This is a genomic window from Lutibacter sp. (assembly GCF_016342705.1).
GTDB lineage: Bacteria > Bacteroidota > Bacteroidia > Flavobacteriales > Flavobacteriaceae > Lutibacter.
Map to the genome: position 1 here is coordinate 59,770 of NZ_JAEINV010000011.1, position 15,758 is coordinate 75,527.

13 protein-coding genes are annotated in these 15,758 nt (G+C 29.8%); all 13 read right to left on the reverse strand.

Features of this window, described 5'->3' with window-relative positions; translation table 11 throughout:
• Window positions 1-7: 7 nt before the first annotated feature.
• Window positions 8-1,276 (reverse strand): restriction endonuclease subunit S, encoded by a 1,269-nt coding sequence (locus JEY78_RS11315; RefSeq protein WP_291851149.1) that lies wholly within the window; start codon window positions 1,274-1,276, stop codon window positions 8-10.
• Window positions 1,266-3,872: a type I restriction-modification system subunit M gene (locus tag JEY78_RS11320; protein ID WP_291851152.1), complete on the reverse strand. Its 2,607-nt coding sequence runs from the start codon at window positions 3,870-3,872 to the stop codon at window positions 1,266-1,268. Before JEY78_RS11320 ends, JEY78_RS11315 begins: the two co-directional genes overlap by 11 nt.
• Before the next feature lie 342 nt (window positions 3,873-4,214).
• Window positions 4,215-5,171, reverse strand: coding sequence for a DUF4407 domain-containing protein (locus JEY78_RS11325; RefSeq protein ID WP_291851155.1), 957 nt, complete (start codon window positions 5,169-5,171; stop codon window positions 4,215-4,217).
• Window positions 5,172-5,229: 58 nt separating this feature from the next.
• Window positions 5,230-5,766, reverse strand: coding sequence for a hypothetical protein (locus JEY78_RS11330; protein WP_291851158.1), 537 nt, complete (start codon window positions 5,764-5,766; stop codon window positions 5,230-5,232).
• Between the two features lie 550 nt (window positions 5,767-6,316).
• Window positions 6,317-6,838, reverse strand: a complete 522-nt coding sequence (locus JEY78_RS11335) for a hypothetical protein (protein WP_291851161.1) — start codon at window positions 6,836-6,838, stop codon at window positions 6,317-6,319.
• A gap of 55 nt (window positions 6,839-6,893) precedes the next feature.
• A complete protein-coding gene (locus tag JEY78_RS11340) occupies window positions 6,894-7,664 on the reverse strand; it encodes a helix-turn-helix domain-containing protein (protein WP_291851164.1) in 771 nt (256 codons plus the stop codon).
• Entirely contained in the window at window positions 7,654-8,790 is a 1,137-nt protein-coding gene (locus JEY78_RS11345; RefSeq protein ID WP_291851168.1) for a site-specific integrase, read from the reverse strand. Before JEY78_RS11345 ends, JEY78_RS11340 begins: the two co-directional genes overlap by 11 nt.
• On the reverse strand, window positions 8,783-9,376 hold the full coding sequence (locus tag JEY78_RS11350) for a helix-turn-helix domain-containing protein (RefSeq protein ID WP_291851171.1): 594 nt from the start codon (window positions 9,374-9,376) through the stop codon (window positions 8,783-8,785). The genes JEY78_RS11345 and JEY78_RS11350 overlap by 8 nt, the downstream gene beginning before the upstream one ends.
• A gap of 250 nt (window positions 9,377-9,626) precedes the next feature.
• Complete coding sequence (gene mnmE, locus JEY78_RS11355) at window positions 9,627-11,015, reverse strand: tRNA uridine-5-carboxymethylaminomethyl(34) synthesis GTPase MnmE (protein WP_291851174.1); 1,389 nt, start codon at window positions 11,013-11,015, stop codon at window positions 9,627-9,629.
• Between the two features lie 57 nt (window positions 11,016-11,072).
• Window positions 11,073-11,516 (reverse strand): DUF4268 domain-containing protein, encoded by a 444-nt coding sequence (locus JEY78_RS11360; RefSeq protein ID WP_291851176.1) that lies wholly within the window; start codon window positions 11,514-11,516, stop codon window positions 11,073-11,075.
• Window positions 11,517-12,098 (reverse strand): tRNA-(ms[2]io[6]A)-hydroxylase, encoded by a 582-nt coding sequence (locus JEY78_RS11365; RefSeq protein WP_291851179.1) that lies wholly within the window; start codon window positions 12,096-12,098, stop codon window positions 11,517-11,519.
• 2 nt (window positions 12,099-12,100) lie between these two features.
• On the reverse strand, window positions 12,101-14,020 hold the full coding sequence (locus JEY78_RS11370; protein WP_291851182.1) for a cation:proton antiporter: 1,920 nt from the start codon (window positions 14,018-14,020) through the stop codon (window positions 12,101-12,103).
• Window positions 14,021-14,057: 37 nt separating this feature from the next.
• Window positions 14,058-15,758, reverse strand: a complete 1,701-nt coding sequence (gene dnaX / locus JEY78_RS11375; protein WP_291851186.1) for a DNA polymerase III subunit gamma/tau — start codon at window positions 15,756-15,758, stop codon at window positions 14,058-14,060.

Below are 15,758 nucleotides of genomic sequence, written 5' to 3' on the forward strand. Positions count from 1 at the left end.
TATTTTTTTAAACTTTCACCTCAACCTTACCCGTTAACAAATCTTGCATTAAACCTGCTTTTAGTTGTTGGTATTTGGCTAAAGTTTGTTGTTCTGTTTGGATTTTTTCTTGAATAGATTCAATCCTCATAGAAATAACCTTTTGTTCTTTTAACGATTTGGAAAAAGGAATCTTTATTTTCTGAATATCTTTCAGTGTGATCCTTTTAAGAGCACTTCCCGATAATAGGCTATAGAGCGCTTTATCAAAAAATTCACTTTGTAAAGTCCAAGATAAATATTCAGAATCTATAAGCTCGTTTACTCTAATTATTGCAATTGATGATAATAACACAATTCGTTTATCATCAATAAAATGTATAACCTTACCGATAGTTCCATCTTTAGATAATAAAACATCTCCAAATATTGGGCTACAATTCTGTCTTACTAACAACTCAAAAACTTCGGGTAAAATCTTTGTGCAATTTGCATAATTAAAAGTTCCATCAATCATATCTTTAACATTACCAATTGGCATTCCTTTTTCTTGGGGAACAGGACTAAAATGAGAGCCATCTGTAACTAGTTTTGTAAGATTAGTTAATTCGTCTATCTCCCAATCCTTAGGAACCATTCCCAATTCACTTTGTTTATAAAATTCTGGAGCGTCATGGTAGGTTGGGCGGAGTTTACCAGTTTTTAGGTCTATACCACGTGTAAATAAATCGTGCATTAAGCCTTGTTTTAAGGCTTGGTATTTGGCAATCGCGGCTTCTGTTTTTTCTATCACCTCATCGCAGGTTGATAGAATATTGGCTATTTTTTGTTGTTGGGGAAGTGGGGGAAAATCAAATTCAAAATTTAAAATATCCCCACCTTTTAAGTTATTTATAGCTGAGCCTGCTAGAGTAACATCAATATATTTTTGATACTCTCGGCTTTGGAATAATTGGTAAATATAATTTGGTTCAGAATTAATACCTGGACGGAATCCTGCACAAAAAGCTCCTACACAAAAATTGTTGGTGGAACCTTTAAACTGTGCACTTTTACCCACAAGTCTCTTACTGCCATTCGACATACATACTGCTATGTCATTTTTTTCTAATTTTTGAGCAGAAGAAACGCAATTATCATCAACTATTTGAACATCTTTAAATACTAATTTCCCCTCTTTAATATTGTTAGATCTTAATAAATAGAACATGTTACTTTTATAGCTATCTCTTAAATCATAGGGAGAATAAGATACGCCACGAACAACATCGCAATAACTCAATAATTTATCCCTCATAACCCAATTCCATTAAAAAGTTATTTAATTGTGTAGCAGCTTTTTCACGGCCGTTTAAAATACTTGTTAGTGTATTGCAGTATTTGGTATAACGGTTTTCCAGTTCGGTAATGAGTTCTCTTTCGTAACGGTTTACATAATCCATTACTGTTGCGTGTAAGGTTGCTTTCCAACGCGTTAATATTAACGCTTTGGCTTCCTCATGCGTAATTTTTTCTCTTGCTTTCTCCACCAAAGCTTCTTTTTTCTCTTTAATTTCTTTTATTGTAGCATTGCAGTTTTTTAACTCGTTAGTTAATTCGGTATGACGTGCCAGTTTGGTTTCAATGGCTACTTTTTTATTTTCGGTGGTGGTTTGGGCTTTTTCTTTTTGGGTTAATTGTTGCTTTAACCCTTCGACTTGTCCTTCGACAGGCTCAGGATGACTTTGCTTAGTATCCGAAACAGCATTTGCTTTTATTCTAATAGTTAAGGCTTTTATTTCTCTTTTTAAGATGGTGATTTCGCCATTGTAGCTTTTAATATCGTCTTTTAGGTCTTTTAAAACTTCCTTTGGAAATACTTCGTAGTTTTCTTCTTCAAATTCACCTTCTTCCAGTTCATTTACTTCATTAAACATCGCTTCCAATTCATCTCTTCTAGCTTCATTATTTGCCAATTCTTCTAATACTTCTGGAAACTGTGATTGTAAAATGTCATCGGCAGGAATTAACTCAGCATTCCAACCACTTGCAGACACGGATTTTAAATCAGTTTCTAAACTACTCCAATAGGCTGCAAATGCACCACGGCTTTTATGAAGATCTAAAATTCCTAATTGGCTAAAGTCTTGTGCTATGCTTACCGAAAAATCTTTCTGAATTTCAAAAATATTTTGTTTTACAGGCAAGGCTTCAAATTTGGCTAAATTTTGTTGCCACCACGTATTTACACCACTTTCGTATTGGTTGCGTTTGTTTAAAATATCTGAATGTTCTAGTAACAAGGTTTTAATTGTTTCTTTCGTATCAATATTTTTTACAAATTGAGAATAGCCTTCTTTTAAAGGTTCAAAAAGTTGTTTACGAATATTTGGATAATTGTTCCAATACGCTTGTAACTCGTTTACTTCAACTGTTGGAATACCACCGTGTAAATGTGCTTTTACATCTTGCGGTTCAGCAGGTGGACTGTTATCTACATATCTACGAATGTTAAAGTTGTAATCTTCTTTTTCAAGTGCTGCTTTGGAGATTTTTTTAGCATAACCGTCTAAATTTTCTTTATTTTTATAGATGTAGGTTATTTTGGCAATATCCTCTGGGCGTAGCTTGTTTTGGTTTTTCCCTTCTTTGTATTCTCGGTCGGCATTTATAAATAATACCTCGTTGCAAGAACCTGCATTTTTTTTGTTAATTACCAATAAAGAAGCAGGAATACCAGTACCATAAAACAAGCCAGAAGGCAAACCAACCACAGCTTCTAAATAACCGCGTTCTACCAACCATTGGCGCATACTTTTTTCTTCGCTCCCTCTAAACAATACACCGTGTGGCATTACAACCGCCATACGACCATTGTTTTTTAACACACTTACCATGTGTTGCACAAACATAAAGTCGGCTTTTTTCTTTTTAGGCATCCAAAAATGAAAACGATCACGGAAGTTTTTTATATCTCCGTAATTGTTTGAAAACGGAGGATTGGCAATTACAATGTCAAAGTTTTTCAATTCACCATTGTCCACATGCATAGGATCAGCTATGGTATCACCTTGTAAAATCTCAGCATCAAAAATATCATGAAACAGCATATTCATTTTACATAAAGACCAAGTTGTACCGTTTAGCTCTTGTCCTGCAAAACTTAAACGAGATGCATCGCCATAACGAGATGTTACATAATTTTTAGCTTCAATTAGCATACCACCAGAGCCACAAGTAGGATCGTAAATTGTTGCTTCTGGTTCAGGTTCTAATATGTTTACTAATAATTTTACAACTTCATTAGGCGTATAAAATTCACCTCCTTTTTTACCTGCGCTATCTGCAAAATATTTAATTAGATACTCGTAAGCAGCACCCAATATGTCTGGAAACTCAAAACGATCATCGGTTAATACTACTTTATTAAAATGTGTAATAAACTCAATTAATTTTTCATCATTTAATGCATTTTTACTTTTCCCGATGGTTCTATTAAAATTAACGTTGGTTAAAACACCTGTTAATTTATCTGGATTAGCTTCTTCTAAAGCTTCTAGTGCTTTATTTAGCGCATCTCCAACATCTTTTTTAAGGTGTAAAACGCCATCATTTATTTCTTGTCCTTGTTCATTGATGGTTTTGTAATTCCAACGTGCTCTAACAGGTACAAAATATTCGTACGCATTTACCTTTTCCAGGGCTTCTTGAATTTTAGCTTCTGGTATTCCTTTTGCTTGTAACTCTATTAACCGAGTTGCTTTATCTTGTTCAAATTTATCACTCAGTCGTTTTAAAAATAACATTCCAAAAATGTATTCTTTAAACTCCGAAGCATCCATATTTCCTCTTAATATATCACAGGCATCCATAAGGAAACCTTCTAACCAAGACAGTGTTAGTTTTTTACTCATATTAGTTTAATTCGTATTTGATATTTATTGTTTGTAGGCATTTTTTTTGATTTTTTTTTAGGTATTTTGAAAGTTTAATAATTATTAAAAAAATTTGATAGTTGGAAATATCAAACGACCATAAAAGTAATTAAATTAAATAGGCTAAAAAATAAGAATTACTACTTTTTATTCTCTAATGGTATTGCATAAAAAAGTTTAAATTATTATAATAATAATTTAAAAACTAATATATTTGAATTCTAGGTTATTTTCATAGGTAACCTATCTTTTTCATAGCAATTTACCCACCTCTCTTTTTATGCAATTTTTGAGGTGGGTTTTTTTATGAGGTTAAAATTGTTAGATATCATTACCTGGTTTAGATAATTGCTTTATGGCATTAATTCGCACGTCACGTTGATGTATTATTGTAATATCATAGTCTGTTTGTGTATCATTTCCCCATTTGCTTGATACTACAAAAAGTTCAATGAAAACCAAAAATGAAAACCATAAAATCCAAACAAATAAGGCTACTTTTGAATTAAATAAAATGTTAATCATCATTTCAAGTTCATCCAAAAAGCCAACTTTGCTTTTAAATTCTTTTTCTAATTTTTCTCTCATACCTATTTTCATAAGGTTATATGAATCTCTTTTAGAAGAAAGCTCTTTAATTTGCTCGTCTAATTTTGGAATTAATTCAGCTTTTGGATTTACAATAGATTCAGAACTAAAACTTCTTTCAGTAATTATAGTATCCACTTTAATGGTTGAAATATTTCCATTTTTATCTTTAATTACTCTATCTGTTTTAGTTGGTTTTCGTGTAACAACTGTGCCAGGCATAACGATAGTTGGTTTTCGTGTTACTTCATCAATTAAAGTTAAACGTTCGGCACCTTTTTGATTGTATAAAGAATCTAATCTTAATAATTCATTATTGATTTCAGTAACTTTATTGGGTAATGATTTATTAACTCTCTCAATTATTGAAGCTTCTTTTTGAAGTTCAATATCATCTTTAAAAATCATTTGATCAACAATAATAGAACCTAAAATTGCCATAACTAAAGCTATAGCTACTCTGAAATAATGAGCTATTTTGTTTTTACCAACGTTTAAAATAATTTGTTTTTCAATTTGGATAACAATAAATATCATAATTAAGGCCCCAATAATTGAGCCTTTTGTATTTAAATGCATATATCTATTAGCAAAAGAATATCCTATAAATCCCCATATTATTGAAACAATTAGGATTGCTGAAGTGTATTTTTTTACAGATTTTGCACTTGCTTCACTAGAGTTTTTCATTATATCGTAGTTGTATCCTGTAAGAAAACAACCAAATCTTATCCACCACGTTCTCATATTAAACTTCAGTATTTAGAATTTTATTAGACAATGATGCTAATCCGCGATTAAATCCGCGAGTATATGACAGTTTTAATCTAACTATTAAACCCTTTTTATCTTTTGTTTCCTCCTCAATTTTTAAAACTTCCTCAAAATTTTGAACAATAATAGATTTTTTACTTTCTAATTCATCAACAATATCAATTAATCCAGCATCATTTCTTGATTTTATGTGGAAGTCTAGGGTTTTTAATTTAGTTGTGTAATGATTTTTAGCCTGTCTAATTTTAATATATAAATCTTCAATTAAAAGATCAATATTCTCTTGTTTGTATGATGAATCTGGATTGATTAATGCATCTTGATAGCCTCTTTGTTCAAAATCTGTTGATGCGTAATCAAAAATTTGATATAAACCATAGGACTCTTTATTTATTGCAACATCTTGTAAATCCAAAGGCTCAGATTTGTCAATGAATTGTTCTTCTAAAGGTTCTTTTTCCTCAATTATTGGATTTGATTTATCTAATCCTAAAAAACTTAATAATCCCATATTATTTTTATTTAAAACTTACTTAATATATTTTACTGGAACTTTGTACTTTGCATGCCCTTTGTCATGACACTTTTTACATAATGTAATAAGATATCGGGCATTATATTCCCAAGGTTTTTTATAAGTTCTTGAAAGTTCTGAAAAGTGATACTGTTTATGGTGTATTTGTAGGTTTGTTTTGGACTGACATACAACGCACATGTTTTTATCTCTTTCCAAAATTCTCTTCCTAAAATCTAGCCAACGGATATCTAAAAGTAATTTTCCATAGATTTCTCTATTTAAATTATTATTAATGACTTCATTTTTTATATCCTTTTTGAACATCAACTTAGTTTATAAACTTTAGACTTTAATCTAGGCCATACAAATAACCACAAACAAATTAAGCTAAAATTCATTTTAATTATTTACGGGTTTCCGTATAATATGTAATTAAAAGCGTTTGAAATATTTTATTTTGCCAGTTTTTAGCAGTACAAAATCTATTTTTTGGCATTAAAAGAGTTCATTTAAGGCCTATTTACTTAAAATATAAAAATAGTTTTTATGAAATTAAACTAGAAGGATTGAAATAATTTGGATCTTTTAGATAAATAATAGAACTTGTTTCCATATCAAAATGGGGTAGGTAACCGTCATATCTGCGTTCCATATTTTTAATTAAAAAATAACGTTTGTTTACGGAATTAGTTATCTGTTGAATATTTTGAATAAGTATTTGAAAATCTTTTTGTGTTACATTTTTATCCTCTTCTGAAGTTATATAGCCTTTAGCGAAGTCATATAATGCTTGTCCAGCAAGTGTATTTCCTACTCCAGCAAGGCTCATTTGATTAATTTTAGTTTTTTTATTTATAAAGGCATTTAATTTTTTTATTTCTTCTAATAGTTGGGTATGATTTTCTGATATTAGATTATTTTGTACAGAAGATTTCTCATTTGGTTTTGAGTTTTTATGATGATGATTTTTACTTCTACAACTAGGGGAACAAAATTTTTGCACTTTTCTTCTTTTTGGTATAAATTTGGTTTGACAAAATTCACATATGTAAAATTCTTTTTCCATAACATTTTATAATTTAAGCGTTAAATGAACGCTCGTTTGACGCATAATTTAACTTTTATCTATTTTTGAGGATGTATTCGTTGGCTTTTTCGTTTAAATCATCTTTAGTGATTCCTTTTCCTTTTTCAAGCCAAGCTAAAATCTCCGATTTTTTAAATTGCAACTTTGCACCTTTTTTGTAAAATGGAAGTTGCCCTTTATGCTTTAAATCATAAATAGTTGCAACAGCATAATTAGTCAATTCAGCAACTTCTTTAACGTTTAAAAATTCATCATTTTCATCGTTGTTCTGACTTATTTTTGTTTTGCTTGGTTTTGCAGGTGGATACATTTTATTTTCTAACTTTTGATAGAGTGGAGTATTCCGAACATCGCTAGTATATGAAATCAATTTAAACTTTGATAGATCATTTAAATTGTACATTAATTCATATAAATTATAATTATTGGTCATTATTCGTGAGGTTTCCAATAAAGCATCATGTGCTGCAATTCCAGAAATGATAGTATCTAAAGTTTTTTCAAGTTTGATATTTGAATTTTCTAAAAGTGGAAGTATTTTCAAATTAACAATATTATTGATGCTATTCTCGTCATAAATTTCAAACCTTTTATTGAACAAATTGGTTACTTTAGAATAAGGATCTAGTTTTAAGTATTCAAATTTTTTGATTTCAATTGTATTTGTTTCTTTTAAATACTCATTACTCGTATAATTATAAGATTGTAACGCCTTTTTTGCTTCCAAAAGTGTTGTATAAAAAAGATGTTCTCTTTCTTCAAAAGCCTTGTTATAACTATTTTGGTAGAGTTGATTATAATCCATTTAAATCTAAATTTATTCTATTAGCTGCTGCTATTTTGTTTTTATCTAAAACTTTTGTGTAAATCTGAGTTGTATTTACGTTTTTATGTCCCATTAACTTAGATACGGTATAAATATCTGTTCCGTTCGCTAATTGCAATGTGGCATAACTGTGTCTAAAATTATGAAAACTAATTTTCTTATTAATTTTAGCAGCTTTTACCCAAATTTTTACAAATCTGGCTGTTTTTGAATATTCTAAACCTGTAAAAATGATGCCTTCATTTTCACCTTCTTTCAATAATATTTCATAAGCTTTAGTTGAAATAGGATGGTTATAAATATTGCCAGTTTTTTGTTCCTTTAATTTTATATAATAACCTTGGTGAATGTCCCCAAAAACGGTTTCCCAAGTTAAATTTTTAATATCAATAAATCGCAATCCTGTTAAAGCTGAAAAAAGAGCAGCTCTTTTAATTTGTGGGAACTGTATATCAGTATTCCATAGTTTAACAAGTTCTTCCTCAGTTAAATACTCTCTAAATGTTTGTTCTTCTTTTATATATTCAGCGTGTTGAGAAAGGTTTGTGCTAATTATTTGTTCTTTGAAAGCTCGTTTCAACACAAAAATGAAATGTTTATAATATGATGCCGCACTATTAGTTGATAGCGTTGATTTCGCAGACTTTATTGATTTTGTGGTTAACAAAAAGGTTCTATAGTTTTTTACAATTTCAATTGAAATATTTTTTGAGCTAACTTTATTACCTAAGAATTTTTTGAAATATGCATAAGAAGCATTCCATGTTAAATAATTATTTCTGCTTCCTGAATTTAAATACTCGTCTACAATACTTTTATAATACTGTACAAAATTAATGTTACATTCAACATTTTCCTTAAACCCAAATTCTTTGTTTCGTATTTGCACCAATCGTTTGGCTCTAATTATTTCGGCAAACTCAATGGTAGTTTTATTATGTTGTTTTTCAACTTGGTTGATTGGGTTATCGTGAATGGTAAGTTTTAGAAATTCTCTTCGTGTTTCTTTCCCCGTTTTTGGACTTATAATAGGAGGGAAGTAGTCTAAATATAAACTGGATTTTTCGTTAGCAAGTGGTTTTTGTCTTAGAGTTACATTAGCCATTTTTTTGAGGTATTTGAGGTTTGCCAAATATTTTGATGATATCTTTTTTTAGTACGTAAACAAACCTTCCTTTTTTTATTTTTTTAATATCTTTTTCAATAATATGACGGTCAACTGTTCTGTTTGATAAATTATAATACTTTGATATTTCACCTACGCTAAAATAACCATTATTATTTTTTTTAGGGCTTTCATTTAAAATAATTTTTTCTGAAAATTCATTTTCAAACTGGTTATTAATCAATTTTTTCAAATCTTTTTTTCTAATAATTACTCTGGTTCCTAATTTCGCAGCTTTCAGGTGTTTATTTCTAATCAGTCTTTGTACAGAAGACATGCTTATGCCAAGTAAAACCATTACATCTTTCATACTTAAAAGATCTTTTGCTTTTAAAGCACTTAATTGTTCATCAAAAGGAATTATTTCTTCATTCTGAAAAATTGATTTTTCAATATTATGTAAATTCTTTTTTCTTTCCTTTTTCCTGTAGTGCTCTTGATTGCATTTATGGCAACAATATTTAGTTTTTAAGGTTTTTGCCATAAATTGTTTTCCACAATAACTACATTTTTTGGCTATTTTCATTTTTGAATATTATTAGTTTTTTTGGTCCATTTAAGTCCTGATAAGTCTATGTCGGTCCTGATCGGTCAGAAACTCCTCAACATACGTCAAGTCAATAAAATTATTTTTCTTTTATTTAAAAAAGGTACAATAAAGGTACAAAAGGAGCCAAAAAACTACAATATTTTACAAAATGAGAAGTGCTAAAAACAAAGGGAAATTGTTGATAACTAAGGGTTTTTGGATGGTTTTTTATGTAAAATTTTGGTAATTATTTACCGATACAAAAATTAGCAAAAATATTACCTAATAAATCTTCGGTAGTAACTTCTCCAGTAATTTCACCCAAATGAAATAATGCTTGGCGAATATCAATGGCAAATAAATCGGTGCTTATTTGTAAGTCAATTCCTTTTTGAACTTCTTTTATGGCATTGTAGGCATTGTTTAAAGCTTCAAAATGGCGAGAATTACTAACAATAGTTTCATTGTTACTTAATGCGCCTTTGTTTGCTAATTGTGTAAGTGTTGTAGTTAATTCGTGAATGCCTGTTTTTTCTTTTGCAGAAAGTATAAGTAGGTTTGAGAAGTTACTATTCAGAACTGAAATTTGTTCATTAGTTAATAAATCCGCTTTATTGATAATGGTTAATATTTTTTTTGAAGGATATTTATTTTCTAAATCTTGAATTCTTGAAGCGAGTGATTCAATTTTTGAGCTATCAATTAAATGCAGCACCAACTGTGCTTTTTCAATATTTTCGAAGGTTTTTTGAATTCCAATATTTTCTACAAAATCTTCAGTAGCTCTTATTCCTGCAGTGTCTATAAATCGGTATGTTACTCCATCAATAGAAATTTCGTCTTCAATAGCATCTCTAGTAGTTCCTTCAATATGACTTACTATGGCTTTTTCTTCATTTAAAAGTGTGTTTAATAAAGTCGATTTTCCAACATTTGGTTCACCTACAATTGCCACAGGAATTCCGTTTTTAAGCACATTTCCTATTGCAAAAGAATCTATTAGGCGTTTTAAAACAGTACTAATTTTATTCACTAAATTAGTGAATGCTGTTCTGTCTGCAAATTCAACATCTTCTTCAGCAAAATCTAATTCTAACTCAATTAAACTAGCAAAATTCAGCAGTTGTGTACGTAATTCCTGAATTTCGTTGCTAAAACCGCCACGCATTTGTTGCAAAGCTACTTGATGTGATGCCGCGGAATTTGATGAAATTAAATCAGCTACAGCTTCCGCCTGACTTAAATCCATTTTACCGTTTAAAAAAGCGCGTAAAGTGAACTCACCTGGATTGGCATTTCTAACACCGTTTTTTATGAATAATTGTAATATTTCTTGTTGAATATATACGGAACCATGGCAATTAATTTCAACCACATTTTCTCCTGTATATGAGTTTGGATTTTTGAAAACAGAAATTAAGACTTCATCAATAATACGTTGATTATCAATGATATTACCTAGATGAATGGTGTGAGATTTTACAGTTGTTAAATCTTTATTTCCATATTTAGATTTAAAAAATGCATTCACAATTTCTATAGCATTTTCACCAGATAAGCGAATTACAGCAATTGCTCCAACTCCTGAAGAGGTTGCAAGTGCAATTATAGTATCATTTGTAATAGCAGTATTCATAAATGCAAAAATACAGTTTTAAAATAGTATTTAGAAAGTAAAATTTACAAGGATAATTTATTGATAGATAGCTTGTTTTATAAAGTCTTCATAATCTTCATAAAACTCTTCAAATTGATGCATAGCTTCATTAAAAAATAAATAGGCGCCTTGCCACGTATTTTTATTGTAAATATTAAACTCACCATTAAATTTCACATATATTCTGTGAATAATTTTTTCAGTATCTAAAACATAAAGTTCATCAAAAATAATATCTGGTAAATAATCGTCAGTTAAAATGTGTTTTAACTCAAGTACTTGATCAAAAAGAAGTTCGTTTTTAGTTTTATCATACGATTCAATATCTAAACAAACCAAAGCTTGTTTTTTGTCTGCAACAAATTTAAAGTTGAAATCTTTTATTTTGGTATTGTATAATAGCCATTTTCTTGGAAATGATTTTCCAAAGCTAGTCCAAAATTCTTTGCGCAATTGTGCCGATTCTTCTTTGCTAAACATTTATCCGTGAATAGTTTCTTGAGTTCCTAAATTTTTCATTAATTCAGCTTCATATTCCAACAAGTCATTCCATTTTTTATCCACTTCTTTACGTTCACCAAATGTACGAGCAAAATTTAAAAATAAGGTATAATGATTTGCTTCTGAAGCCATTAAGTCTCTATAAAATTTTGCTAAATCTTTATCCTGAATGTTTTCCGAAAGCAACCTAAAGCGTTCGCAACTTCTGGCTTCAATTAATGCTGCATATAATAATCTATGCACTAATTGCGTGGTTCTACTGCCGCCTTTTGGGAAAAACTTCAATAAATTATTAACGTATAAATCTTTTCTGTCGTGCCCTAATTTTATACCTCTTTTTAACAATCGCTCGTGCACCATTTTAAAGTGGCTCATTTCTTCTTTTACCAATGCAACCATTTCTGTAACCAAATCAGAATATTCTGGAAAACTCATAATTAATGAGTTGGCCGTTGATGCTGCTTTTAGTTCACAATGTGCGTGATCAATTAAAATTTCATCAATATTTTTTTCTGCAATATTTACCCAACGCGGATCGGTCGGTAATTTTAATCCTAACATACTTATGTATCAAATTTAAATTTAAGTTCTTCTAAACTACTTTCTGCGCCTACCAAGGTAATAATATCTCCTAAACGCATACGCGTGTAACCATGTGACACCAATAAATGGCCTTTTCGTTTTATAGATAACACTAAAACATCTGATGGTAAGCGTAAATCTCTTAAACGAATTCCGTGAATATCTTTATTACGAATCTCAACATCCATAGAATCTTGCCCATCATCCATACCCAATAACAACGAAGTTGCGTTTGGAGAACGAACAAAATGATCTAATAAACTTACCATTGCCGTAGCAGGTTCTATAATTAACACTCCTAATTTATGAAATTTTTCAAAATTTTCACGTTTATTTAATCTCACAACTACTTCTTTTGAACCAATGTTTTCATAAATAAGTTCAGCAATTTTATAATTATCCTCATCAGAAAGCATTAATATAAAGGCTTCGGTTTTATGGAGTTCTAATGTTTTTAATGACGTATAGTTTATAGATTTTAAGTCAATTACTTCAAAACCTATAACATCTTTTCTATTTCTTTTATCTGTATTTACAATTCTAGCTTCCCATTTATGTTTTTTTAATTGATTAGCTAAAGCTATAGATTGATTTTCTAGTCCGAAAATTAAAGCATCACTTGTTCCATCATAATTGGATTTTTTTGATTTTAAATGACTTTCTTTTACAAAATTTAAAGACCATTTAAATAAAGGAGGCCCCACTAATTGATTTATTACGATTATGGCAATAATAATGGTTTCAAATTGATATCCCCAAGTAGGAAATTCATGAGAAATAATAGTGGCTAATCCCAATGCTACTCCAGCCTGTGTTAAATAAGGCATCCAAGCAATAAATGTATATTTTTTAGGGTCTTTGGCTGCAAATACACCAAACATACCTCCAAAAACCATGGTTATTAATCTTAAGAAAAATAACCCAACGGCAATACCGAATACACTTATTAAAGTTTGAATGGATAGCGATGCGCCTGTAAGTGTGAAAAATACAATATAAATTATTGGACTTATTTCATCTAAAACTTCAGAAAATTCTATTCTATGTTTGCTGTAATTTGTTAAGTAAAAACTTGCTATAATGCATATTAGTAATGGCTCTAGCGAAAAATCATGATGAAAATATTCCATTGATTTTATATGTACAATTTGAGATAAAATATACACACTGTAGCCAATAGCTATAATTAAAATGCCTTTAATTTGACTATCTAACTTGGAGAAAAATGGGATTTGTAAAATTTTTCCATATAAAAACCCAATACCAAATGATGCTATTAATTCTAAAAATAGAATGACAAAAAAGAATATTCCAGTTTCTTCATCATGAATAAAAGCTTTGGCTACTGCTAAGCAAATTGCAAAAAGTATAATTACAAGTACATCTTTTACAACGGTAACGCCCATAACAGTTTTTGTAAAAGGGCCGTTTGCTCTCATTTCATTAATAACGGCTATTGCAGAAGATGGTGAACGTGCAACAAAAATGGTTGCAAATAATAATGAAATTCCAATTTTATGTTTGGATGGAATTCCTTTCATAAAAGGAATTAAATCTGCAATAAAATATATAACAACAGTACTCATAACAAAAGTGATAACTAGTTGCCCAATGGTCATCCACTTTATGCTTTTCATTCTGCTTCGTAAATCATTTAAATATAATTCAGAACCTGCAGAGAAGGCAATGATAGAAAGTGCAATTTCATTTAAAAAATTAAGGTTTTCTAGAGCTTCTTTAGATATAAAATTTAATAAAGATGATCCAGCAATAATACCTGTAATGATTAAACCTGTAATTAAGGGAAATTTAATTTTTTGGAAAACTTTAGATATTTGATTTGCAGCAATTGCTACAATAAAAAATCCCACTAAAAAGTTTATTAATAATTTTATATCCAAATTTTAAATTTTAAGAATGGTTAGCAAGTAAAAAAAACTAAAGATCTAAATCAAACGTAGTTTTTAGCAGCTCCATAGCTTTATTTTTTTCTTTTAATTTCTCGAATTTTTCAAAAGGGGTATACGCGTATTTTTTCGTTTCCTCTTCATTTAAATCAATAACTAAATCTACTTTAAAGTTATTTAATTTTTCTTTAATAAATTTCATTAACGGATTTTTACCAGATTCTAATTGGTCTCTCATTAATGTTGTAGGAACTTCAAAATGAATGGTGTTATTTACAACTTTTGGTTTATTGGTAGTTAAAATGGAAGCCAATATTTTTTTTCCATCCTTTAGCAAATTAGCACTGTATTGATTCCAAAGAAGAATTACTTTATTTTCAGAAAAATCGTCACAAGGTAACCCTTCAACTGTCTCTGCATCTACTTCAATTTCAGCAATTTCCTTGTCTCTGTGAATACTTTTTAAAGATAGTGCGGAACGTCTTCTTACGGTGTTTAAAACCGGTTTAACAATTTTTTTTTCAGTTGTTAAATCGTTGTTTTGAAGGCTGTTAGAAACTTCTTTTTTTACAGGGGTTACAGGAACTTCAATAACTTTTTTAACTCTTTTTCGTGTGTTTTTAAAAGTGACTGATGCAATTATGTATGGTTTGTTATTTTTTTTTTCTCCATCAAAAGTGATAGAGGCTAATTGCATTAAAGTGAGTTCAACTAACAACCGCTGATTTTTACTGGTTTTATATTTTAAATCGCAATCATTTGCTAAATCCATAGCTTGTAATAAAAATCGTAAGTCAGATTTTTGCGATTGTTCTAAATATTTCATTTTGGCATTATCACCAACTTCTAGCAATTCCAGTGTAATTTTATCTTTAGCAACCATTAAATCTCTAAAATGAGAAGCCAATCCGTTTATAAAGTGATGCCCTTCAAAACCTTTAGAAAGTACGCTGTTAAAATGGAGTAAAACTTCAGGTATTTTATTTTCAATTAGCAAATCGGTTGTTATAAAATACTCATCGTAATCTAGCACGTTTAGATTTTCAGTAACCGCTTTTCTAGTTAATTTATTACCCGAAAAACTAACTACTCGGTCAAAAATAGACAAAGCATCACGCATAGCGCCATCTGCTTTTTGCGCTATAATATGAAGTGCATCATCTTCTGCAGTAATATTTTCTTCTAGCGCAATTTTTTCTAAATACTTTTTAGCATCTAACACACCAATTCTTTTAAAATCGAAGATTTGACAACGTGATAAAATAGTTGGAATAATTTTATGCTTTTCGGTAGTTGCTAAAATAAAAATTGCGTGTTTTGGAGGTTCTTCTAATGTTTTTAAAAAGGCATTAAAAGCCGCTTGAGATAACATGTGAACCTCATCAATAATATATACTTTATATTTTCCTGTTTGTGGTGGTATTCTAACCTGATCGGTTAAGCTTCTAATGTCATCAACAGAATTGTTAGAAGCCGCATCTAATTCAAAAATATTGAAAGCAAAATCTTCATCCAAATTGGATGAAGTTGTGCTATTCTGATTTATTTTTTTGGCTAAAATACGTGCACAAGTAGTTTTTCCAACTCCACGAGGACCTGTAAAAAGCAAGGCTTGCGCTAAATGATTGTTTTTTATAGCATTTTCAAGCGTGTTTGTAATAGCTTGTTGCCCAACAACTTCCTCAAAAGTTTGAGGTCTGTATTTACGGGCTGATACTATAAAATGTTCCAT

Excerpts from the sequence above, each read along its gene's own strand:
- JEY78_RS11350 (WP_291851171.1), bottom strand. The coding sequence starts at position 9,376 with ATGAAAATAGCCAAAAAATGTAGTTATTGTGGAAAACAATTTATGGCA.
- JEY78_RS11340 (WP_291851164.1), bottom strand. The coding sequence starts at position 7,664 with ATGGATTATAATCAACTCTACCAAAATAGTTATAACAAGGCTTTTGAA.
- JEY78_RS11365 (WP_291851179.1), bottom strand. The coding sequence starts at position 12,098 with ATGTTAGGATTAAAATTACCGACCGATCCGCGTTGGGTAAATATTGCA.
- mnmE (WP_291851174.1), bottom strand. The coding sequence starts at position 11,015 with ATGAATACTGCTATTACAAATGATACTATAATTGCACTTGCAACCTCT.
- JEY78_RS11325 (WP_291851155.1), bottom strand. The coding sequence starts at position 5,171 with ATGAAAAACTCTAGTGAAGCAAGTGCAAAATCTGTAAAAAAATACACT.
- JEY78_RS11330 (WP_291851158.1), bottom strand. The coding sequence starts at position 5,766 with ATGGGATTATTAAGTTTTTTAGGATTAGATAAATCAAATCCAATAATT.
- JEY78_RS11335 (WP_291851161.1), bottom strand. The coding sequence starts at position 6,838 with ATGGAAAAAGAATTTTACATATGTGAATTTTGTCAAACCAAATTTATA.
- JEY78_RS11360 (WP_291851176.1), bottom strand. The coding sequence starts at position 11,516 with ATGTTTAGCAAAGAAGAATCGGCACAATTGCGCAAAGAATTTTGGACT.
- JEY78_RS11345 (WP_291851168.1), bottom strand. The coding sequence starts at position 8,790 with ATGGCTAATGTAACTCTAAGACAAAAACCACTTGCTAACGAAAAATCC.
- dnaX (WP_291851186.1), bottom strand. The coding sequence starts at position 15,758 with ATGGAACATTTTATAGTATCAGCCCGTAAATACAGACCTCAAACTTTT.
- JEY78_RS11320 (WP_291851152.1), bottom strand. The coding sequence starts at position 3,872 with ATGAGTAAAAAACTAACACTGTCTTGGTTAGAAGGTTTCCTTATGGAT.
- JEY78_RS11315 (WP_291851149.1), bottom strand. The coding sequence starts at position 1,276 with ATGAGGGATAAATTATTGAGTTATTGCGATGTTGTTCGTGGCGTATCT.